Source organism: Pantoea sp. Fr+CA_20 (genome assembly GCF_024520835.1).
Lineage (GTDB): Bacteria > Pseudomonadota > Gammaproteobacteria > Enterobacterales > Enterobacteriaceae > Pantoea > Pantoea allii.
In genome coordinates this window covers 77,951-98,718 of record NZ_JALNPN010000019.1, presented here as the reverse complement: position 1 = coordinate 98,718, position 20,768 = coordinate 77,951, and the positions used below count along the sequence as shown (strand labels likewise).

17 protein-coding genes are annotated in these 20,768 nt (G+C 53.3%); 9 read left to right on the top strand and 8 right to left on the bottom strand.

Annotation, left to right across the window (positions count from 1 at the left end; all coding sequences use genetic code 11):
* The first annotated feature begins 58 nt into the window (after positions 1–58).
* Positions 59–1,909 (top strand): dihydroxy-acid dehydratase, encoded by a 1,851-nt coding sequence (gene ilvD, locus NR177_RS19170; RefSeq protein ID WP_063877647.1) that lies wholly within the window; start codon positions 59–61, stop codon positions 1,907–1,909.
* A 1-nt stretch (position 1,910) separates the two neighbouring features.
* Positions 1,911–3,458: a threonine ammonia-lyase, biosynthetic gene (ilvA, locus tag NR177_RS19165; RefSeq protein WP_241568222.1), complete on the top strand. Its 1,548-nt coding sequence runs from the start codon at positions 1,911–1,913 to the stop codon at positions 3,456–3,458.
* Here ilvA and ilvY read toward each other — a convergent pair whose 3' ends face one another.
* The gene (ilvY, locus tag NR177_RS19160) at positions 3,459–4,340 is read right to left on the bottom strand and encodes an HTH-type transcriptional activator IlvY (protein ID WP_063877645.1); all 882 of its coding nucleotides are present in this window, start codon (positions 4,338–4,340) and stop codon (positions 3,459–3,461) included.
* A gap of 161 nt (positions 4,341–4,501) precedes the next feature.
* Here ilvY and ilvC point away from each other — a divergent pair, with 161 nt between their 5' ends.
* Positions 4,502–5,977, top strand: a complete 1,476-nt coding sequence (ilvC, locus tag NR177_RS19155; RefSeq protein ID WP_063877644.1) for a ketol-acid reductoisomerase — start codon at positions 4,502–4,504, stop codon at positions 5,975–5,977.
* 74 nt (positions 5,978–6,051) lie between these two features.
* Here ilvC and NR177_RS19150 read toward each other — a convergent pair whose 3' ends face one another.
* Complete coding sequence (locus tag NR177_RS19150; protein ID WP_256853423.1) at positions 6,052–7,293, bottom strand: MFS transporter; 1,242 nt, start codon at positions 7,291–7,293, stop codon at positions 6,052–6,054.
* Positions 7,294–7,476: 183 nt separating this feature from the next.
* Here NR177_RS19150 and NR177_RS19145 point away from each other — a divergent pair, with 183 nt between their 5' ends.
* Entirely contained in the window at positions 7,477–8,388 is a 912-nt protein-coding gene (locus NR177_RS19145; RefSeq protein WP_256853422.1) for a LysR family transcriptional regulator, read from the top strand.
* Positions 8,389–8,449: 61 nt separating this feature from the next.
* On the opposite strand, the gene NR177_RS19140 is transcribed toward NR177_RS19145, so the two are convergent.
* From NR177_RS19140 to NR177_RS19130, 3 genes are all read right to left on the bottom strand, one after another.
* Positions 8,450–9,781: an MFS transporter gene (locus tag NR177_RS19140; RefSeq protein WP_145394677.1), complete on the bottom strand. Its 1,332-nt coding sequence runs from the start codon at positions 9,779–9,781 to the stop codon at positions 8,450–8,452.
* Positions 9,782–10,058: 277 nt separating this feature from the next.
* Positions 10,059–11,078: an inner membrane protein YhjD gene (gene yhjD, locus NR177_RS19135; RefSeq protein ID WP_172823883.1), complete on the bottom strand. Its 1,020-nt coding sequence runs from the start codon at positions 11,076–11,078 to the stop codon at positions 10,059–10,061.
* Between the two features lie 38 nt (positions 11,079–11,116).
* Complete coding sequence (locus tag NR177_RS19130) at positions 11,117–12,016, bottom strand: LysR family transcriptional regulator (RefSeq protein ID WP_063877640.1); 900 nt, start codon at positions 12,014–12,016, stop codon at positions 11,117–11,119.
* Between the two features lie 115 nt (positions 12,017–12,131).
* Here NR177_RS19130 and NR177_RS19125 point away from each other — a divergent pair, with 115 nt between their 5' ends.
* The 3 genes from NR177_RS19125 (at position 12,132) to NR177_RS19115 (ending at position 14,480) form a co-directional block, all read left to right on the top strand.
* Complete coding sequence (locus NR177_RS19125; RefSeq protein WP_256853421.1) at positions 12,132–12,890, top strand: SDR family NAD(P)-dependent oxidoreductase; 759 nt, start codon at positions 12,132–12,134, stop codon at positions 12,888–12,890.
* Positions 12,891–13,090: 200 nt separating this feature from the next.
* Positions 13,091–13,744, top strand: a complete 654-nt coding sequence (locus NR177_RS19120; protein ID WP_082875152.1) for a hypothetical protein — start codon at positions 13,091–13,093, stop codon at positions 13,742–13,744.
* Position 13,745: 1 nt separating this feature from the next.
* The gene (locus NR177_RS19115; protein ID WP_256853420.1) at positions 13,746–14,480 is read left to right on the top strand and encodes a Fic family protein; all 735 of its coding nucleotides are present in this window, start codon (positions 13,746–13,748) and stop codon (positions 14,478–14,480) included.
* A 78-nt stretch (positions 14,481–14,558) separates the two neighbouring features.
* Here NR177_RS19115 and NR177_RS19110 read toward each other — a convergent pair whose 3' ends face one another.
* On the bottom strand, positions 14,559–15,407 hold the full coding sequence (locus NR177_RS19110; RefSeq protein WP_256853419.1) for a PhzF family phenazine biosynthesis protein: 849 nt from the start codon (positions 15,405–15,407) through the stop codon (positions 14,559–14,561).
* A gap of 105 nt (positions 15,408–15,512) precedes the next feature.
* Between NR177_RS19110 and NR177_RS19105 the strand changes: the two genes are divergently transcribed.
* Positions 15,513–16,136 (top strand): glutathione S-transferase family protein, encoded by a 624-nt coding sequence (locus NR177_RS19105; protein WP_256853418.1) that lies wholly within the window; start codon positions 15,513–15,515, stop codon positions 16,134–16,136.
* On the opposite strand, the gene NR177_RS19100 is transcribed toward NR177_RS19105, so the two are convergent.
* Positions 16,103–17,593, bottom strand: coding sequence for a PLP-dependent aminotransferase family protein (locus tag NR177_RS19100; RefSeq protein ID WP_096012721.1), 1,491 nt, complete (start codon positions 17,591–17,593; stop codon positions 16,103–16,105). The genes NR177_RS19105 and NR177_RS19100 overlap by 34 nt on opposite strands.
* A gap of 135 nt (positions 17,594–17,728) precedes the next feature.
* Here NR177_RS19100 and NR177_RS19095 point away from each other — a divergent pair, with 135 nt between their 5' ends.
* Positions 17,729–18,316, top strand: coding sequence for a LysE family translocator (locus NR177_RS19095; protein WP_063877634.1), 588 nt, complete (start codon positions 17,729–17,731; stop codon positions 18,314–18,316).
* Here NR177_RS19095 and NR177_RS19090 read toward each other — a convergent pair.
* Positions 18,313–20,697: a phosphoketolase gene (locus tag NR177_RS19090; protein ID WP_256853417.1), complete on the bottom strand. Its 2,385-nt coding sequence runs from the start codon at positions 20,695–20,697 to the stop codon at positions 18,313–18,315. The genes NR177_RS19095 and NR177_RS19090 overlap by 4 nt on opposite strands.
* Positions 20,698–20,768: the final 71 nt, after the last annotated feature.

Below are 20,768 nucleotides of genomic sequence, written 5' to 3'. Positions count from 1 at the left end.
CAGACCTGCGCGGATGTCGCTGGATGTCCGCGAACTTATTTTCACTGGAGTAAAGAGCATGCCTAAGTACCGTTCCGCTACCACCACCCACGGCCGCAACATGGCCGGTGCCCGTGCCCTCTGGCGCGCAACAGGAATGACCGACGATGATTTCGGCAAACCGATTATCGCCGTCGTGAACTCCTTCACCCAGTTTGTACCGGGCCACGTTCACCTGCGTGATCTGGGTAAGCTGGTTGCCGAGCAAATCGAAGCGGCTGGTGGCGTGGCCAAAGAGTTCAACACGATCGCGGTGGATGACGGTATTGCCATGGGCCATGGCGGCATGCTGTATTCTCTGCCTTCCCGGGAACTGATTGCTGATTCCGTCGAGTACATGGTAAATGCACACTGTGCCGATGCTATGGTTTGCATCTCAAACTGCGACAAAATCACCCCAGGCATGTTGATGGCGTCACTGCGCCTGAACATTCCGGTTATCTTTGTGTCCGGCGGCCCGATGGAAGCCGGTAAGACCAAGCTGTCCGATCAGATCATCAAGTTAGATTTGGTCGATGCGATGATTCAGGGCGCCAATCCGAACGTCAGCGATGCCGACAGCGAGCAGATCGAACGTTCCGCCTGTCCGACCTGCGGTTCCTGTTCGGGCATGTTCACTGCGAACTCCATGAACTGCCTGACTGAAGCGCTGGGCCTGTCTCAACCGGGTAACGGTTCCCTGCTGGCCACCCACGCCGACCGTAAAACGCTGTTTATCAACGCCGGTAAGCGCATCGTTAGCCTGACTAAACGCTATTACGAGCAGGACGATGCCAACATGCTGCCGCGTAACATCGCTAACAAGGCCGCGTTTGAAAACGCCATGACGCTGGATATCGCCATGGGCGGCTCCACCAACACCGTGTTGCACTTGCTGGCTGCCGCGCAGGAAGGCGAGATCGACTTCAATATCTCTGATATCGATCGCCTGTCGCGCAAAGTGCCTCAGCTGTGCAAAGTCGCACCCAGTACCCCGAAATATCACATGGAAGATGTGCACCGTGCCGGTGGCGTGATCGGTATTCTCGGCGAGTTGGATCGTGCCGGACTTATCGACACCAGCGCACGCAACATCCTGCAGCAAAGCATGCGTGAAACGATCGATCAGTACGACATCATGCTGACCCAGGATCAGGCAGTGAAGGACATGTTCCGCGCGGGCCCGGCCGGTATTCGCACCACACAGGCGTTCTCACAGAATTGCCGTTGGGACACGCTGGATGATGACCGTGCTGAAGGCTGTATCCGTACGCGCGAAAACGCGTACTCGCAGGACGGCGGTCTGGCTGTGCTGTACGGCAACATCGCCGAAGATGGCTGTATCGTGAAAACAGCGGGCGTAGACAAAGAGATTCTGACCTTCAGCGGCCCGGCCAAAGTGTATGAGAGCCAGGATGATGCAGTCGAAGCTATTCTCGGCGGCAAAGTGGTTGCGGGTGACGTTGTGGTGATTCGCTACGAAGGGCCTAAAGGCGGACCGGGCATGCAGGAAATGTTGTATCCCACGACCTACCTGAAATCAATGGGCCTGGGTAAAAGCTGTGCGCTGATCACCGACGGTCGCTTCTCAGGCGGTACGTCCGGCCTGTCAATTGGCCACGCCTCACCGGAGGCCGCGAACGGCGGCACCATCGCTCTGGTCAAAGATGGCGATACGATTGAAATCGATATCCCGAACCGCGGTATCAAATTGGCCGTGCCGGATAATGAACTGCACGCGCGCCGTGAAGAACAGCAGGCTCGTGGCGACGACGCTTACACGCCGGTGAATCGTCAGCGTGAAGTGTCGTTTGCACTGCGTGCCTATGCATCGCTCGCCACCAGTGCCGACAAAGGTGCAGTGCGCGATAAGAGTAAGCTGGGAGGCTAAAATGGCTGAGGCTCAACCGCTACCCGAGGCGCCCTGCGGCGCCGAGTATTTGCGCGCTGTATTGCGTTCACCGGTCTACGAAGTGGCTCTGGTTACGCCGCTGCAGAAGATGGAAAAAATCTCTGCGCGCCTGGGCAACACCATCCTGGTGAAGCGAGAAGATCGCCAGCCAGTGCACAGTTTTAAAGTGCGCGGTGCTTATGCGATGATCGCCGGACTTAATGAAGAGCAGAAAGCCCGCGGTGTCGTCACCGCGTCTGCTGGTAACCATGCTCAGGGCGTGGCGTTATCTGCCACGAAGCTAGGGATTAAGTCACTGATCGTGATGCCACTGTCTACCGCCGACATTAAGGTGGATGCCGTACGCGCATTTGGTGGAGAGGCCTTCCTGTTTGGTGCCAACTTTGACGAAGCCAAAGCCAAAGCCATCGAATTAGCGTCGCAACAGGGTTACACCTTTGTGCCACCTTTTGACCATCCGGCGGTTATCGCCGGGCAGGGCACGCTGGCGATGGAGCTGCTGCAGCAGGACGCCCATCTTGATCGGGTCTTTGTCCCGGTGGGCGGTGGCGGTCTGGCGGCCGGTGTGGCAGTCCTCATCAAGCAACTGATGCCGCAAATTAAAGTGATTGCCGTAGAGTCCGAAGATTCAGCCTGCCTGAAGGCGGCGCTGGATGCCGGTGAGCCGGTAGACTTACCGCGCGTGGGATTATTTGCCGAAGGCGTGGCGGTAAAACGCATCGGTGATGAAACCTTCCGTCTGTGCCAGGAATACCTTGACGATATCGTCACCGTGGACAGCGATGCTATCTGCGCGGCAATGAAAGACCTGTTTGAAGATGTGCGCGCCGTGGCAGAGCCTTCAGGCGCGCTGGCGCTGGCGGGCATGAAGAAATACGTTCAGCAGCATGACATCAAAGGCGAGCGTCTGGCGCACGTCTTGTCAGGTGCTAACGTCAACTTCCACGGCTTGCGCTACGTATCTGAACGCTGCGAACTGGGAGAACAGCGCGAAGCGCTTCTGGCCGTCACCATCCCGGAACAACAGGGCAGCTTCCTCAAGTTCTGTCAGACGCTGGGCGGTCGCTCTATTACTGAGTTCAACTACCGCTATGCCGATACCGATAAGGCCTGCATTTTCGTTGGCGTGCGCCTGACTCGTGGGATGGAAGAACGCGCTGAGATCATCAGCCAGTTAACGGAAAACGGTTATCAGGTGGTTGATCTCTCTGATGATGAAATGGCAAAGCTGCATGTGCGTTACATGGTCGGTGGGCGTCCTTCCAAGCCGCTGCGTGAGCGTTTGTTCAGCTTTGAATTCCCGGAAGCGCCCGGCGCATTACTCAAATTTCTGCAAACGCTGGGTACGCACTGGAATATCTCGTTGTTTCATTACCGTAGCCACGGCACCGATTATGGCCGGGTGCTCACGGCATTTGAGCTGGGTAACGATGAGCCGCGTTTTGAAGAGCACCTTACCGACCTGGGTTATGATTTCCATGACGAAACCCATAACCCGGCTTTCCGTTTTTTTCTGGCGGGTCAGTAATTACAGCAGATGCCAGAACGCATTAATCAGCGGCTCACCGAGCCGCTTTTTTTGTACACAAACGCCCAGTTCCAGCGGCGCGACCGACTCCACATTTTCCAGGGGCAGCACCCGGTTTCGTACCGGCTCAGGGCTGTTCTCCAGCACCACATCCGGCAGCAAGGCAATGCCACAGCCGAGCGCCACCATCGAAACGATCGCTTCATGGCCCGCTACCGTAGCGTAAATCAGCGGGTTGACGATGCGGTGACGACGGAACCACAGATCGATAGCCCGACGAACGGGCCCCTGCTCGGGCAGAATAAACGGAATCTGTGACCAGTCAGGTGCGGCTTCTGTTGCCTGAGTGCGCACCGGGCACGGCAGTGCAGGCGCAATCAGGCCCAGCGGAAGCAGTCCCAGCGTGGTGAAGTCTATGCTGGCTGGCAGCGATTCAGGGCGGCCGGCGATAGCCAGATCCGCGTTGCCGGACTGTACCGTTTCAATCGCATCCGCCGCATCCCCGGTGGTCAGTTTGATTTCAACCTGCGGATGTTCGGCGCGAAAGCGGTCCAGAATAGGCGGAAGATGGCTGTATGCGGCAGTCACCGAGCAAAACAGCCGTAGTTCACCACTGAGTGAGGGGCCGTTGAGATCCATGGCATGGCGCAATTGCTGATACTGCAGTAAGGTTTGTTGTGCAAACAGTTTGAGTCTTTCGCCCGCTTCGGTGAGCGCCACGGTGCGGTTATCGCGCAGAAACAAGGCGTGACCGACATCTTCTTCCAGCCGTTGGATCTGACGCGACAGCGTGGAAGGACTGACATGCATGGCGCGTGCGGTGCGGCCAAAATGGCAGCTTTCTGCCAAATGAAGAAACAATTTGAGATCGCGTAGATCCATGTGAGTCTCACCTCAGGACGACATTGCAATTATTGCAATGTAACGTTGTTAATATATCAATTTAAGCAACAGAAATCCTGTCATATGATGGGGTCATTCGCGGCGCTGAACCTGATGCCGTCATCAAACAAAAGCAAACACAACATTTAACCGGAGTTCGCATGGCTAATTACTTCAACACATTGAATCTGCGCAACCAGTTGGCGCAACTGGGCAAGTGTCGTTTTATGGGACGTGACGAATTCGCGGACGGTGCCAGCTTCCTGAAAGGCAAGAAGATTGTCATTGTTGGCTGCGGTGCTCAGGGTCTGAACCAGGGCCTGAACATGCGCGATTCGGGTCTGGATGTGTCCTATACGCTGCGTGCAGAAGCCATTGCTGAAAAACGTGCCTCATTCCGTAAAGCAACAGAAAATGGTTTTAAAGTTGGCACTTACGAAGAACTGATTCCACAGGCCGATCTGGTGGTTAACCTGACGCCGGACAAACAGCACTCTGCGGTCGTGCAGGCTGTTCAGCCGCTGATGAAAGATGGCGCAGCACTGGGCTATTCACACGGTTTCAACATCGTGGAAGTGGGCGAAACGATTCGTAAAGACATCACCGTCGTGATGGTTGCACCAAAGTGTCCGGGCACCGAAGTACGTGAAGAATACAAACGCGGTTTTGGTGTCCCTACGCTGATCGCGGTTCACCCGGAAAACGATCCTAAAGGCGAGGGCATGGCCATCGCTAAAGCCTGGGCTTCTGCAACTGGCGGCGATCGTGCTGGCGTGCTGGAGTCGTCCTTTGTTGCCGAAGTTAAATCTGACCTGATGGGCGAGCAGACCATTCTGTGTGGCATGCTGCAGGCTGGTTCCCTGCTGTGCTTCGACAAGCTGGTGGCAGAAGGGCACGATGCGGCGTACACCGAAAAACTGATTCAGTTTGGCTGGGAAACCATCACCGAATCCCTGAAGTTTGGTGGTATTACACTGATGATGGATCGTCTGTCTAACCCGGCAAAACTGCGTGCTTACGCACTGTCTGAACAGCTGAAAACCATCATGGCACCGCTGTTCCAGAAACATATGGATGACATCATTTCTGGCGAGTTCTCTTCCGGCATGATGGCTGACTGGGCTAACGACGATAAGAAACTGCTGACCTGGCGCGAAGAGACCGGCAAAACCGCGTTTGAAACCGCACCACAGTTCGACGGCAAAATCGAAGAGCAGGAGTACTATGACAAAGGTGTTGTTATGGTCGCGATGGTAAAAGCGGGCGTTGAGCTGGCGTTTGAAACCATGGTTGATGCAGGCATCATCGAAGAGTCCGCGTACTACGAATCACTGCACGAGCTGCCGCTGATTGCGAACACTATTGCGCGTAAGCGTCTGTACGAAATGAACGTGGTAATCTCAGACACCGCTGAATACGGCAACTACCTGTTCTCCTTCGCGGCGGTTCCATTGCTGAAAGAGTTCATGACCACGCTGCAGCCAGGCGATCTGGGCAAAGCGATTGAAGGCACTCAGGTTGATAATGCCCAGCTGCGCGATGTTAACGAAGCCGTTCGTCAGCATCCTATCGAGCAGGTTGGCCGCAAACTGCGTGGCTACATGACCGATATGAAACGTATCGCGGTTGCGGGCTAAATCAGAGCGACACCGTTTTCAGCAAAACGTTAGACGTGAAAAGGGCGCAGCCATCTGGCTGCGCCCTTTTTCATTTAGCAGGAAGATTCTGCCGCAATCACAGGCGGCAGCAGGCTTTTGTAACCGAAGCGCTGTCGCCCAGCGATAATTAACATCACGCCTGTGCATAACGCTAACAGCAGAATGATGCTGATAATGTCCAGCGGCATAAAATGTGGGGACAGCAGCGATACTAACGCCCCACTGGCGGGTATGGAACACAGATTCATGAGGCCGATCAGTCCCAGCGTTTTCCCCAAATGCGCCTCGGGAATAATCTGGCTGCGTAACGTACGCAGATAAACGCTGAATGCCCCATCGAACGCCATCAATAACGCATAACCAATCAGATACATAGCGTAATCCATCGACTGTGACATAACGGCACCCGAAAGGATCATCGCACAAAACGAAAAGGTGCCGAGTGCGGATAAACCAAAACGGTGTGAAAAGCGTGGAATAAAGAAAAACATCACGATACTCACCCCCGCGGCGGCGGTTTGAAGCGCGCCAAAGTAATGGTCGGCAAGATGAAATTCTTTAAGGATGACAGCAGCACTGACTACCAGTGCCGAACCGTAAACCAGATTGACAACCCAGGTCAGGGCACACAAATGCAGCAGGATTTTATTTTCTCTGAGCACCCTTAACGCTGTGCGGTTCGATTGCAGTAAGGTGCGTAACCGCAGTTTATCGGTTACGTGGGGATCACGAGTTTTCAAAAAAAGAACGTTGATGGCTGACAGGAAAAACAGCGCGGCGGCAATACTAAGAATACCGCGAATACCACCCCAGGCCGAGATAGCGACCGCCAGCGCCGGACCAAGTACCATCGTAACCTGATCGATCCCCTGTAACAGGGAATGGGCTTTGGGTAGCGCCTCGGCTGACACATGCCGCGGCAGCAGCGCATCTGCGGCGACAAAGCTTAATACATAAGCGACAGACAGTAAGCTCATCATACCGGCCAGGATGGCAAAGGTAGAGTCTGGAAAAACCGCTAAAAGCATAAAAGCCAAAATCATCAATGCCATACGGGCAATATCGACGTTAAAAAAGATAAAGCGCGGTTTCAGTCGATCGGCCAGAAAACCTGAGAGAGGGAAAAACAGGACGCGGGGAATCCACTCGACCACAAACGCCAGAGAAGAAAGCGTTAGCGAACCGGTGGTTTTCAAAATCGCCAAAGGCACAGCAAACAATAAAAACTGATCGCACAACGCACCGGTGAAGCGAGAAAATATAAAACGCTTTAAACTAAAATCAGACTTGTCCACCGCTGTCGCACTCCCTGATCGCATTCGCGCATACCATTGAACCAGAAGCACACGCTCTTACTTGCTTATATCACTACGGTTTTGTCGCGCAGAGGCGAAGCCGCCGTAATGGCATCGAATAATTGAATATCATACTTTACAGTGCTAGCCTGGCTAGACGTAACAGGCGCAAAAGAGTTGTGCGTGAAGAACATAAATGAATTAACAGACGTTCTCTCAGGGCTGGTGGTCTTTGTTCAGGTAGTCGACAGGGGGAGTTTTTCTTCGGCTGCAAAAGCGCTGTCCATGACGCCATCTTCAGTGAGTCGTATGATAGACAGGCTGGAAAAAAGGTTAAATGTCTTACTCTTTACCCGCTCGACGCGCGCGCTCGCTGTGACCGAGGCGGGACAAGAAATATATCATCAGGCTTTATCAGTTATCGCCGCAACTAAATCCCTGTTTTCCCAGGCAGACAGTTACAGTGACGCGCCTAAAGGATTACTGCGTATTACCGCGCCCACAACGCTTGGGAAAATTTTACTGACTCCTTTTCTGCCCGGCTTTCTGCGGCGCTATGCTGAAATCAATATTGAATTAAATCTGACTGACCATCTGGTTAACCTGACACACGAGTCGTACGACCTGGCATTGCGCGTAACGGATACACCACCTGTTAATATGGTGGCGCGTGCATTAATGCCTGTTGATTATGTTTTAGTGTGTGCCGAGCACTATGATCAGAAACTGCCGGATATGCCGGGCGAGCTCAAACAGCATAATATTTTCTTCCCAGACGACGCACAGTTTCGCGGGGAATGGCGTTTCTGGTTAAACGACACGCTGGAGAGCGTCATGCTTACGCCCCGGCTGATGATAAACAACAGCGATGCTATGATCGATGCAATATTGCAGGGCGTGGGCATTGCGTTAATCCCCACCTTTATCGCGAATGGCTATTTGCTCAATGGGCAGTTACGTCGCGTGTTACCGGACTGGCGGATTGAAAATACGCTCTCGATGACCACCTACGCCATCACCTTACCTAACCGTCTGCTGCCGCTAAAAACCCGTGTGTTTATTGACGATTTTATGGCCTGGCTGAAAGCGAAATAGCGTGACCTGAAACCCATAAAAAAACCCGGCCTGCGCCGGGTTTAATCAATGCTGGCGGAATTTACACTTCATACAGCGTTTGATGCCGCGTTTCTTTGCAGGCAATCAGCGCCAGCAGCGTCAGAAACGCCATCGAGGCCAGATACAAACCGACCGCATACAAGCCGTAATGTGCATTAAGCCAGGTGGCGATATAAGGCGCAACCGAGGCGCCCAGAATCGACGACAGGTTATAAGAGAAGGATGCACCGGTATAACGCACTTCTGTCGGGAACAGCTCAGGCAGCAGCGCCCCCATCGGGCCAAAGGTCAGTCCCATAATGCTCAAGCCCAGCAGCAGGAAAGCCATCACCAGCGCCTGTGAGCCCGATCCCAACATCACCGGGAACAGAAACGAAAAGCCAATAATCATCAGCGTAATGACGATCATGGTCTTACGGCGACCAAAGCGATCGGCCAGCAGGCCCGCAATCGGCACCATCACGCCAAACCCAATGACCGCCATCATCAGCATCCACAGCATACTGTTACGTGAGATCCCCAGGCCGGCAGGCGCGGCGGCGGTACCGTAACTCATGGAGTACACGGTCATGATGTAAAACAGCGTATAGGTGGCAAGCATGATGAAGGTGCCAAGTATCGTTGCCGTCAGATGTTTACTCAGGAGCGAAGCAATCGGGACACGCACCTGCTTCTTCTCTTTCTGCACTTTGGCAAACACCGGGCTTTCATGCAGCGATACGCGCACATACAGACCAATCAACACCAGCACGGCAGACAGGACAAACGGCACGCGCCAGCCCCACTGCATAAACTGCTCGTCGGTCAGCAGCCATGAGAGCAACAGAAAGGTGCCATTGGCAAAGAAGAAGCCGATGGGCGCACCGAGCTGCGGGAAGGAGCCATATAGCGCACGCTTTTTGGCGGGGGCATTCTCGGTGGCCAGCAGGGCTGCGCCGCCCCATTCACCGCCCAGACCTAAACCCTGACCAAAGCGCGCCAGCGCCAGCAGCAGCGGTGCCAGTACGCCAATGCTCTGGTAGCTGGGCAACAAACCGATGACCACGGTTGAGATGCCCATGGTCAGCAGCGAGGCCACCAGTGTAGCTTTGCGGCCTACGCGGTCACCAAAGTGACCAAACAGGGCAGAGCCGATTGGGCGTGCGATGAACGCGATAGCAAAGGTGGCCAGCGACTGCAGTGTGGCAACGGTGGCATCACCCTGAGGAAAGAAGATATGAGGAAAAACGATCACGGCAGCCGTGGCATAAATATAGAAATCGAAGAATTCGATAGCGGTGCCGACCAGCGAGGCGACCACCACTTTACTTCGTGAGTTGACTGGCGTGGGATCGTTTTGCTGATCAAGCGGTTCAGAGATGGAGGCTTGCATAAATGTTTCTTATTTTTAATGACAGATAGGGAATCTTACGCACCTGTATAACGGCATTCAATGGCTGAAAACCCCGTGGTCAGTGGTGTTGCGCCGTCAAAAGTGGAAAATTTTTGTCATGTGTTAAATGTTGGGGAATGGCAGGGTGAAGTGGCGCAAAAATGGCGAGATACTCTGAGAAAGCGCTGAAGAAAAGTGACCCCCCAGTTATTCATCCTGTAAATTGACGAATAAATAACCGGAGGGCGGTGTTTTTCGCTGGTTTAGCGCCGTGATTTTATTTGCTGGTGGTCAGAGAACCTTTTTCCGACATGCGCGGATCGTCTTTGTACTTCGCGGTGGCGATCCACGCAGCGCAAAACAGCGTCAGGCGCGCAAAGAAATAAAAGAAAGCCATTAACCCCAGCACCGATCCAAACGCAGCGCCCGACGGCGAACTGGCCAGTTTTGGTAAGGTCAGCGTCATCACAAATTTAATCACTTCAAAACCCACTGCCGCCAGCAGGGTGCCGCGTAGCAGCGCCTTCTTACGGGGTTTATGGCGAGGCAGAATCCAGAAAATCCACAGGAACAACAGATAGTTCGCCATGACGGAAATGGAGGTCGCAATAATGGTGAGCGCAGGACGTAACCACTCAATGCCATCCAGCCCTAACGCACTCACTATCATGGCCTGGGCGGAGCCCGCGACAGAGGTCAGTGACAGGGTAATCACCAGCGCCAGCATCAGGCCGGTCAGGGATAAGAAGTCGCGAATGTAGCGTTTCCAGAACTTTTCTTGATCGTCGGGCTGTCGCTCCCAGACATCACGCGACTGGGCGCGAATGGCCTCTCGCAAATTGCCCATCCAGTTCAGTCCCGAATAAAGCGCCAACAGCAGACCGGTGATACCGACGGTAGCACGCTGCTGGATAGCCGTATTCACCGTATTTTTCAGCGTCGTTGCCAGGGCAGGATCGCTGATGCTGCTGACGATTTTGTTGATGATATCGGTCAGCAGATCCTGATTCGATGCCAGCACAAAACCCACGGCTGCAAAAGACACCATTAAAATCGGGATTAACGATAAAAAAGAAAAATAGGTAATGGCAGCGCCAAACTGGCTGCCGAGACGATCGTTAAACCGCTCAAGTGCGCGGATAAAATGGGCCACAGCGGGTATCGCCTGAAACCAGGTGGCAAAACGTGAAACGCGCACGATGGAACGATCGACGGACTTGTTGCCCGTTTTGATGTCGATCAGGGGTTTGGGTGACTTTGCGTCTTTTGCGTTATCCTGCTCGTCTGTCATAGACATTCACTTCCTGTTAAACGTAAAAAACACATTATAGCCTGTCAGGTGACATACTCTTGAAGCACCTGACTTAACCACTCCATAAATACCCGAACGCGCCGTGCCACATTACGACGATGGGGATAAAGTAAATGAATCGGCATCGGCCTGGCCGGGAAGGCATGAAGCACCTCCACCAACTCACCGCTTTCCAGATATTTATGAATCCCCACGGTCGGCACCTGAATAATGCCCAGCCCTGCGAGGCAGGCCGCGCGATAGGTTTCGGTGCTGTTAACGGTGACGACACCGCCGGTGTGCACGTAGTGGCACTGCTTCCCATCGAAGTATTCAAAGCCCTGGGCAGGCTGACCAAGCTGCTGGCTGTAATGCACCATGGCATGCTGCGACAGCTCTTCAAGCCGAATCGGCCGGCCAAAACGCGAAAGGTAGCCAGGGCTGGCGCAGTTAATCAAGGTATGTGTACCGATTCGGCGGGCGATAAGCCCCGAATCTTTCAGCTCGCCAACGCGAATCACACAGTCAAACCCTTCGCGGATAACGTCCACCTGGCGATCGTTGCTGCTGAGTTCAATTTCAACGCCGGGATAATGCTGAAGAAATTCCGGCAGGCGGGGCAGGATAAGGTCGGTCGCCATCGCTGTGGACATATCCACCCGCAGCTTGCCGCTTAAGGTGGCGGGATCGTGCTGGAACAGGCTGTCCATATCACCAATCATCGCCAGCAAATCAAGACAGCGGTCGTAATACACTAAGCCATCCTGAGTCAGTTGCACCCGCCGGGTGGTTCGGTGAAGCAGACGCGTGCCCATCTGATTTTCCAGCGCCTGAATTTGCCGCGATACGCTTCCCTTCGGGAGCCCAAGACTTTCTGCTGCTGCAGTAAAACTGCCCATCTCAGCAACTCTGACGAAAACCTGCATTGCGTGAATTTTATCCATATGGCCTGCCGATTGTTGTTGTAAGTGGAACAGTGCTGCACGTTCTCAGGCGTTTATAGAACAATTATTAACGAATATCCTCAACCTGTGTTCAATTTTGCAACAGGAAACCAACATGAGTCGTAAAATCGTCTTGATTACGGGGGCTAATCGCGGTTTAGGCCGGAATGCAGCGGTAAAACTGGCAGCTAAAGGCCGGGATATTATTTTTACTTACCGCACTCATCAACATGAAGCGCAGGACGTGATCAGGGAAATTGAACGCGCAGGCGGCCGCGCGGTGGCGCTAAAGCTGGATGTGGGCGACCTGAGCCAGTTTGATTGTTTCATTTCTGAGGTGAAAAATGCACTGCAGCAGCACTGGCAGCGTGAGACGTTTGATTATTTAGTGAACAATGCCGGACAGGGTCACTATAAACTTTTTAGTGAAACCACCGAGGCTGAATTTGATGCGCTGATGAATGTGCATTTCAAGGGGCCTTACTTCCTGACCCAGAAACTGTTGCCAGCGATCGCGGACGGCGGGCGCATTCTGAATATCTCCAGCGGATTAACGCGCCTGACTTACCCCGGCTCAGGAACCTATGCGTCGATGAAAGGTGCGATGGAAGTGCTCACTCGCTATCAGGCCAAAGAGTTGGGCGAGCGACGCATTCGCGTGAATATTCTGGCACCCGGGGCCATTGAGACCGATTTTGGTGGTGGGCGCGTGCGCGATGATAAAGCCGTTAATGACACCATCGCGGCCTTTACCGCCCTGGGCCGGGTTGGTCTGCCTGACGATATCGGCGATGCCGTTTGTGCCATTCTCAGTGATGAAACCGGCTGGATCACCGCGCAGCGTATCGAAGCATCGGGCGGTCAGGCGCTGTGAAAAAAGTATTTGATGCCTGAGCATAAGGTTGAAGTATGAAAATCGATAAACCCACTTTGCCAAGACCATTGTATTCATTTTAAGCCATTGATTAATAATATAAGTCAAACGTATTCCTTTGTTTACCTTTTAAGCTAAATCTTGAGTGAAAAAGGAATACGTAATATAATATTAAACTAGTGATGCTATCAGGGGGATGTATGAACATTAGAGATCGTATCATTCAAAAAATTGACAGGTCGCCCGATGATGTTTTTTTACGTGATGAGTTTTCTACCCTTGGCGGACATTCACAAGTAAATAAGTTCTTGAATGAATTGGTGAGAATGGATGTTTTACATCGTCCAGGGAAAGGCATTTATGCTAAAAAGAATGCACTTAAAAAAAATGATAGCAATCGTCTTATTGAGTTGTTGAATACCATATTTAAGAAGCTCAGCATTCCTGTTAGCGACATTCAAATAAAAAAACAAAGTGGTGAGCGTTTCTTTTTGGTTAATCCGGTTTTGAATAATGTTTCACGAAAAATAGAGGTTGATGGAATACCTGTAAAATATAAGAAAACGAGTCAGGATCGATCTAGAAAGCTTTATGATGAGGTGCTTTTAAGTGTGGATGTTGATCTACTCCCTACGGTCAATGTTAAGCACTTTATTGAAAAGCTTGCCGTCAAATATCATATTAAACCTATCAGTAGTGGATTAGATGGTTTTGCTGAAACTATTACCAGACTCGCAGGAGATGATATAAAGCTGGATGTTATGGAAAAGACTCTAGTTAGTTTGAAAAAGAATAATTACATAACGGGGCCACAGATGGCTCGTCTTTTGACAAATTATCTCAAGGAAGAATAATATGTTTGATCCTTTTGGTGACTTCGAAACGGCAGGTTATCTTCGTAATGTCGAACGCATTAAAGATATAGACATTCTTAAACGTCAGGAGCATATTTTTTTTGAAGCAAATATTGAAGATGCAATGCGCTATCTGCAGTCAAAAAAAAGACTGATTACTTATCAGGATTTTTTGCATGTTCACCATATTCTTTTTGGCGATTTTTACCCATGGGCAGGTAAAGATCGGTTAAGCCTCGGCGTAGGACGTCTGATAAGCAAGGGCAAGGTTGTACAATTTGAAGCATCTGAATTATGCCAAAAAGCGGTAGAATGGGGATTATCTATTGCTAATAAGCCTGCGCTACTTCGTCAGCAACCGGGGAAGGTCATGGGTATTTTTGCTTGGGGTCATCCTTTTCTTGACGGTAACGGCCGTACGATGTTGTTAATTCATACGGAATTGTGCCGCCGTGCTGGATTCCTTATTAAATGGCATGCGACAAATAAAAACGATTATTTGAATGCGCTTACCTCTGAACTGAATGAGCCTCAGCATAGCCCCTTAGACAATTATCTAAAACCCCTGATAAGCGAATTAGAACACTCGGATTTGCTGGAGTACTTGAAAAGCATCCCAGGCCTGGATGGAAGTGTAACGATAGACATCCAGGATATTGCTTATAAAGAAAATGATCATGTTGCTCAAAAAGTCTATGAGGACGTCAAACAGAGAAGAAATGATTTTTACTCCTGAATGTGCCTTAATAAAATTTATTCAAAGCAGGGGGCGACGATCAACTGCCGCCCAATGCCACCCTCTACGAATGTGTAGTTACAACTGAATCGTGCCTTCTATCACTGTCACGGTTTTGCCACCGATCCAGATCGTATCGCCCTGATATTCCACCGTCACGCGTCCCTCTCGGTTTACCCGGGTGCCCTGACGGACGCGGTAATCTTGCGTCTTGCCCTGAGCAGCGAAGTAACGTGCCAGGCAGGCATTGGCGCTGCCGGTGATCGGGTCTTCGGTCAGGCTTCCGTGCTCAATCAGCAAACCACGAACCTCATAGTGCTCAGCTTCCCCTGCAGGCAGCGGACCAAATGGCATGATGCCGCTCACGTTAGCGTGATGGATGAGTCGCTGCAAATCGGCAATATCAGGCGTAATCGACAGGACCGCCTCTGCACTGACCATAGGGATCAGCAGCCAGCGAATGCCCATATCAACCACGACGGCCTCCTGGGCTGTATCGACGGCGTTACTGTTGAGTGCTGCACTAATGAGTGCATCATGGAAAGGCGTTAAGGTGGCCGCCGGGGCGGCAAAGGCCAGGGTGGTATCGTCGGCAATTTTTATCTTCACGTTGCCCACGCCGCATTCCTGAATAATCACCCCCGGCGTTTTTGTCTGGAAGCCCGCTTCCAGTAAAGCATGAGCGGTACCGAGCGTGGGATGACCGGCAAAAGGCAGCTCGCCCTCAACGGTGAAGATACGCACGCGGTAATCAGCCTGATTATCCTGCGGCGGCAGGACAAAGGTAGTTTCCGATAAGTTGGTCCAGCGTGCGATGGCCGCCATCTGGCTGTCGTCCAGACCTTGTGCGTCCATGATGACCGCCAGTGGATTACCGTTAAACGCGGTCGAGGTAAACACATCCACTTGTTTAAACGCAACGTTCATTGTCACTCCTTTTGAATAAGGTAAAGATGTTTTTTCTTGCCCGGGCAATTGCTTATGTCAGTTAACAGGGCTATGAATAAGTTAAGCAACTGGATGGAGCCTGCTATGTTAAAAATTCTTGGACGCGCCTCCTCAATCAACGTGCGCAAAGTACTCTGGCTGTGTGACGAACTGGACCTGCTCTACGAACGTGAAGAGTGGGGGGAAGGGTACAAATCCACGCACTCTCCCGAATTTATCGCGCTGAATCCCAATGCCATGATCCCGGTATTGATTGATCAAGACCTGATTATATGGGAATCCAATGCCATCCTGCGCTATCTGGCGACCGCCTACGGTGGCGACTGGCTCTATCCCGACAATCCGCGTTCACGTGCGCCAGTGGATCAGTGGATGGACTGGCAATCGACAGAACTTAACACCTCATGGCGCTATGCGTTCATGTCGCTGGTGCGCAATTCACCGGCCCATCAGGACCCAAGGCTGTTGGCCGCTGCCTGCAAAGGCTGGTCCCACACCATGGGTATTCTCAATCAGCAGCTCGAACATACCGGTCGCTATGTTGCCGGACGGAACTTCAGTCTGGCGGATATACCGATTGGTCTGGCCGTCAACCGCTGGTTCGAAACGCCGCTTGATCATCCAGATCTGCCTGCCGTGCGCACCTATTACGAACGCCTGACCGAGCGCCACGGCTATACCATCTGGGGACGTAACGGCACGCCCTGATCCTGACCCGGCGGCAGGCCCGCCAGTTCGCAGGCCACCTTCCCGGCCCGGATGATGGCGCGAACGTAGCGCTGATCAAACGGATAGCAGCATGAAAGGCGCAATGCATGGTTATAGCGCTCGCTCAGCGAATACAGCGCGCCCGGCGTAACGCAAATCTGCTCTTTCAACAAACGGGAAAACATCTCCGTCGTATCCACCTTGCCGGGCAGTTCGACCCAAAATACAAAGCCACCGCGCGGTAATGTGGCCTGGGTGCCCTGAGGGAAATGCTGCGCAATCAAGCCGCGCGCCTCATCCAGATTGCTGGCATAGCTGCGGCGCAGGCTGCGCAGATGATGGTCATAGCCCCCGTTGGCAAGGAACTCCGCCAGCGTTTCCGACAGCAGCGCCGATTCCGCCATTGATGACACGGCTTTCAGGCGTGCAATGGCATCGTGAAAGCGCCCGGCTGCAATCCAGCCGACGCGAAAATCGGGCGCAACGGTTTTGGTAAAGCTGGTGCAGTAGAGCACCCACCCATGCTGATCGAACGACTTAACTGCAGGAGAGAGCGGCCAGTCAAACTGCAACTCATCATAAAGACCGTCTTCAATCAGTGGTACTTGGTAAGTATTCACTAACTTCGCGAGCCTTTTCTTGTCAGGCAATGACATACAAAATCCCAGCGGATTTTGCGCCGAAGGCATGGCGACCAGCGCCTGAAGACGGTTTTCCTGAAGCAGCATCTCAAGCGCGTCCAGTGACAGACCGCGCTGAGGATCGGTAGGAATTTCCAGCGCCTTCAGGCCCAGGGACGCCAGCAGGGGAAACAGAAAGAAATAGGTAGGGGATTCCAGTCCGACGCAATCGCCTGGCTTCGTTACCGCCCTGAGTGCCAGTTGTAGCGCTTCCATACAGCCATGGGTGAGGGTGATATCGTCGGCGGTAAGCGATTGCCCGGCATGCAATGCACGACGCGCAATCTCCTCCCGTAAGCGCTCACTACCGGGCGGAAGCGCGTAGCGTCCAATAAGGTGTGGATCACGCCGCAATAAAGATGCCGTAATGCGCGCCAGTCTGGCTGACGGAAACAGATCGCTGTCCTGCGGGCAGGCCAGCGATATATTGGTGTAATCAGGGTGATTTTGCGCGGCGAACACCTTATCAATCAAATCCAGCTTTTCATTACTGGGATCGCGGACCACCCGGGCAGAGTGCTGCGCATTTCGCGTCACCATCGGCAGCACGCCGCGCACGTAGTAGCCCGATTGCGGGCGCGCCTCAATCAGCCCACGGTTTTCCAGCAGTTGCCAGGCATTCAGTACGGTATTCACGCTCACCTGATGTGACTGCGCGACGCGCCGGATGGCGGGCAAACGCTTTCCCGGTTTTAATGTGCCTTTATGAATCGCCTCGGCAAAGCTGTCGGCCAACTGCTGGTAGAGCGTTTGATCGGATGGGGTTTCAGGGGACACAATTGCCTCCGGGCGCGACAGGTACAGTTGAAATCAGTTGTGATTGTACCCATCAAAATAGCGATTTCTTGTCTCTGTTACCATAACTTTTCTCATCGTAGCATGAGGGTACTTTCGATTATCAGGAACGCCACTATGCTCGATCCCTCATTCTTCAGTTATGTCACCGTGATGTCGATTACACCGGGGCCGAATAACCTGTTGCTTGCCACGTCGGGTGTCAATTTTGGTATGCGCCGTACGCTACCGATGGTGTTTGGCATTCTGATCGGCTGTGCGCTGCAAACCGCGATTGCAGGACTGGCGCTGGAACTTCTGCTGCACTGGATGGCCTCTGTGCGTTTGCCGCTGACGCTGGTGGGATGTGGTTATCTGCTATGGCTCTCCTGGAAAATATTCCGGGCGAATGCACCCGAAGCCCGGGTAAAGCCGCAGCCCATGACCTTAGTGGGCGGTGCCTGTTTTCAGGCTATTAATCCCAAAGCCTGGTTAATGGCCAGCAACGTGGCACTGCTGTACAGCGCCAGCAGTGGCGTGCTGACCGTGATGGGCGCTTTCATGCTGCTGAATCTGCCGTGCATTTTATTATGGGCCGCACTGGGTGACCGCCTGCGCGGTCACCTGCAAATTCACTGGAAACGTCAGTTGTTTAACAGCCTGATGGCGCTGTCGCTGGTGGCAACCACGATCTGGATGTTGGTTGATGCCTTCAGGACCTTTTAATCCGGTGCGCCTGACGCGGTCGCTGAGGGCCACTTCCAGTTCTGTACTTCCGGGACATCTTCGCCATGAATCCGCACGTAGCGATGATGCTCGGCGAGTCGCTGCTCCAGGTCGTCGAGCAGCTCAGGGTGACGTTCGGCAAGCCCCGGGACGTGACGAATAGCGGCCTGGGCAAGATGATAGCGATCCAGCTCGTTAAGCACCGTCATATCGAAAGGCGTGGTCGTCGTGCCCTCTTCATTAAAGCCATGCACATGGAAATTACGATGGTTATTGCGCTGACAGGTCAGGCGATGAATCAAGCTGGGGTAACCGTGAAAGGCAAAAATCACGGGCTTGTCGGCGGTAAACAGTGCGTCAAAGTCCTCTTCTGACTTACCGTGCGGATGCTGTTTCTGGGTTTGCAGTGCCAGCAGGTCCACCACGTTTACCACCCGAATGCGCAGGTCAGGCAGGAAGGTGCGCAGTAAATCTACCGCCGCCAGGGTTTCCATGGTGGGAACATCGCCCGCACAGGCCATGACCACATCCGGCTCTGCGTTCTCGGGGGTTGTTCCGGCCCAGCGCCATTCACCCATCCCGGCCTCACAATGGGTGATGGCGCTGTCCATATCCAGCCACTGAGGCGAAGGCTGCTTGCCTGCCACAATCACGTTGATGCGGTCCCAGGTGCGCAGGCAGTGATCGCCCACCCACAGCAAGGTGTTGGCATCGGGTGGCAGGTAGATACGCACAATATCGGCTTTTTTATTGGCAACGTGGTCAATAAACCCCGGGTCCTGATGGCTGTAACCATTGTGATCCTGACGCCAGACATGGGAAGAGAGCAGATAGTTAAGGGAAGAAATGGGCTTACGCCAGCCCAGTTTGCGCGTCACCTTCAACCATTTGGCATGCTGGTTGAACATGGAGTCAATGATGTGGATAAAGGCCTCGTAGCAGTTAAATAAACCGTGCCTGCCCGTAAGCAGATACCCTTCCAACCAGCCCTGGCACTGATGCTCACTCAGAATCTCCATCACTCGCCCATCAGCAGCTAACTGCTCGTCGTAAGGCTCCATGGCTTCGAGCCAGGTGCGGCTGGTGGTCTCAAAGACCGGTGTCAGCCGGTTAGAGGCCGTTTCATCCGGGCCAAACAGCCGAAAATTATCCTGGTTGCGCTGGAATATGACGTTAAGGTAGCGGCCAAACTGTTCTGTCGCCTGTCCTGCCTGTGAGCCGGGCTGCTGCGTGTCGAAGGCAAATTCGCGAATGTCGGGCGTGGCAAGCTCACGGCGCAGTAAGCCGCCGTTAGCGAACGGGGACGCGCCCATGCGTTTTTCACCCTGAGGGGCCAGCGCCTGCAGTTCCGGCATCAGGCGTCCCTGTTCGTCAAACAGGTCTTCCGGGTGATAGCTGCGCATCCAGTTTTCCAGGATGTCCCGATGACCGTCATCTTCCCGACAGGCGGCAACCGGCACCTGATGTGCCCGCCAGAAATCTTCCACCTTCTTGCCGTCGACCGTTTTGGGGCCGGTCCAGCCTTTGGGACTACGCAGAATAATCATCGGCCAGTGGGGAATCGCCTGCGTCGGCGAACCGCCGCGTGCCGCCTGTTGAAACGCCGCAATCTCAGAAAATGCGCGATCCAGCGTGTCGGCCATCAGCTTGTGCATCGTCTCGGGTTCATGACCGCAGACAAACAGGGGCTCATAGCCGTAGCCCCGAAACAGCTGGCGTAGGTCGTCGTCACTGGCGCGGCCCAGAATGGTCGGGTTGGCAATCTTATAGCCATTCAGGTGTAAGATTGGCAGCACGGCGCCGTCCCGTTGCGGGTTCAGAAATTTAATACCGTGCCAGCTGGAAGCCAGCGGACCGGTCTCTGCTTCGCCGTCGCCAATCACGCAGGGCGCAATCAGATCGGGATGATCAAAGACTGCACCAAACGCATGTGACAGGGAGTAGCCCAGTTCACCCCCTTCATTAATCGAGCCCGGGGTTTCTGGCGCGGCATGGCTGGGGATGCCACCCGGAAAGGAAAACTGTTTAAACAGTTTCTGCATGCCCGCGGCATCCTGACTGATATGCGGATAGATTTCGCTGTAGCTGCCTTCGAGCCAGGTGTTCGCCACCATGCCCGGACCGCCATGACCGGGGCCACAGATATAGATCAGGTTTAGATCGCGCTGACGAATGATGCGGTTTAAATGGGCATAGATAAAATTAAGCCCGGGCGTTGTGCCCCAGTGCCCCAGTAAACGCGGTTTAATATGCTGTGGTGTTAACGGCTCGCGTAATAATGGATTATCCATTAAATAAATCTGCCCGACAGACAAATAGTTAGCGGCGCGCCAGTAGCGGTCAAGCAAGGCGAGTTCGTGTTCAGTGTTCGGTTGGGCCATGACATGTCCTCCTGCATTAAGGCAGATTTAACCCTAATAGAGAATGTGGCAGTCAACCAGGCAAGCGGTAA

Bases quoted from the DNA above. Each gene is read 5' to 3' on its own strand.
- ilvD (WP_063877647.1), top strand. From the start codon at position 59: ATGCCTAAGTACCGTTCCGCTACCACCACCCACGGCCGCAACATGGCC.
- ilvA (WP_241568222.1), top strand. From the start codon at position 1,911: ATGGCTGAGGCTCAACCGCTACCCGAGGCGCCCTGCGGCGCCGAGTAT.
- ilvY (WP_063877645.1), bottom strand. From the start codon at position 4,340: ATGGATCTACGCGATCTCAAATTGTTTCTTCATTTGGCAGAAAGCTGC.
- ilvC (WP_063877644.1), top strand. From the start codon at position 4,502: ATGGCTAATTACTTCAACACATTGAATCTGCGCAACCAGTTGGCGCAA.
- NR177_RS19140 (WP_145394677.1), bottom strand. From the start codon at position 9,781: ATGCAAGCCTCCATCTCTGAACCGCTTGATCAGCAAAACGATCCCACG.
- yhjD (WP_172823883.1), bottom strand. From the start codon at position 11,078: ATGTCTATGACAGACGAGCAGGATAACGCAAAAGACGCAAAGTCACCC.
- NR177_RS19130 (WP_063877640.1), bottom strand. From the start codon at position 12,016: ATGGATAAAATTCACGCAATGCAGGTTTTCGTCAGAGTTGCTGAGATG.
- NR177_RS19125 (WP_256853421.1), top strand. From the start codon at position 12,132: ATGAGTCGTAAAATCGTCTTGATTACGGGGGCTAATCGCGGTTTAGGC.
- NR177_RS19120 (WP_082875152.1), top strand. From the start codon at position 13,091: ATGAACATTAGAGATCGTATCATTCAAAAAATTGACAGGTCGCCCGAT.
- NR177_RS19115 (WP_256853420.1), top strand. From the start codon at position 13,746: ATGTTTGATCCTTTTGGTGACTTCGAAACGGCAGGTTATCTTCGTAAT.
- NR177_RS19110 (WP_256853419.1), bottom strand. From the start codon at position 15,407: ATGAACGTTGCGTTTAAACAAGTGGATGTGTTTACCTCGACCGCGTTT.
- NR177_RS19105 (WP_256853418.1), top strand. From the start codon at position 15,513: ATGTTAAAAATTCTTGGACGCGCCTCCTCAATCAACGTGCGCAAAGTA.
- NR177_RS19095 (WP_063877634.1), top strand. From the start codon at position 17,729: ATGCTCGATCCCTCATTCTTCAGTTATGTCACCGTGATGTCGATTACA.
- NR177_RS19090 (WP_256853417.1), bottom strand. From the start codon at position 20,697: ATGGCCCAACCGAACACTGAACACGAACTCGCCTTGCTTGACCGCTAC.